The sequence below is a fragment of the Mesorhizobium sp. M7A.F.Ca.US.014.04.1.1 genome (assembly GCF_003998745.1).
Lineage (GTDB): Bacteria > Pseudomonadota > Alphaproteobacteria > Rhizobiales > Rhizobiaceae > Mesorhizobium > Mesorhizobium ciceri.
The window spans coordinates 1-401 of the sequence record NZ_RZRW01001510.1; the positions used below are offsets into that span (position 1 = coordinate 1).

The 401-nt window shown below is 64.6% G+C and carries 1 pseudogene; it reads right to left on the minus strand.

Annotated features, from left to right (window positions below):
• A pseudogene (locus tag EOA22_RS37370) lies at positions 1-401 on the minus strand (DDE-type integrase/transposase/recombinase); the annotation flags it as partial.

A 401-nucleotide genomic window follows, 5' to 3' on the forward strand; every position in this document is an offset into this window, starting at 1 on the left:
CGTCAAAGCGCCCGGCATAGGGAATGAAGCTGGCGCGCTCTTCTTCGAAGACGTCCCAGATCGTGCGCTCGCCCTGTTCGGGATGCCGATGCGCCTTGGCATAGGCAACGCATTTGTCGGCCAGCCAGCCGTTGAGATCCTCCAACGTCTTGAAGCGCAGCCTCGGTGTGAAGAAGCGCTCGCGCACCAGCCCGACCTGGTTCTCGACTTGCCCCTTCTCCCTGCCGGCCGCCGGCGTGCAGGCCTCCGGCTCGACAAGGTAATGCCCGCACATCTGCGCAAAGCGGCGGTTGTAGCGGCGATCGCTGCCGATGAAGATCGCGTCCACCGCCGTCTTCATGTTGTCGTAGATGCCACGCGTGCAGGCGCCGCGGAAGAAGCTGAACGCCCGGTCATGGGCG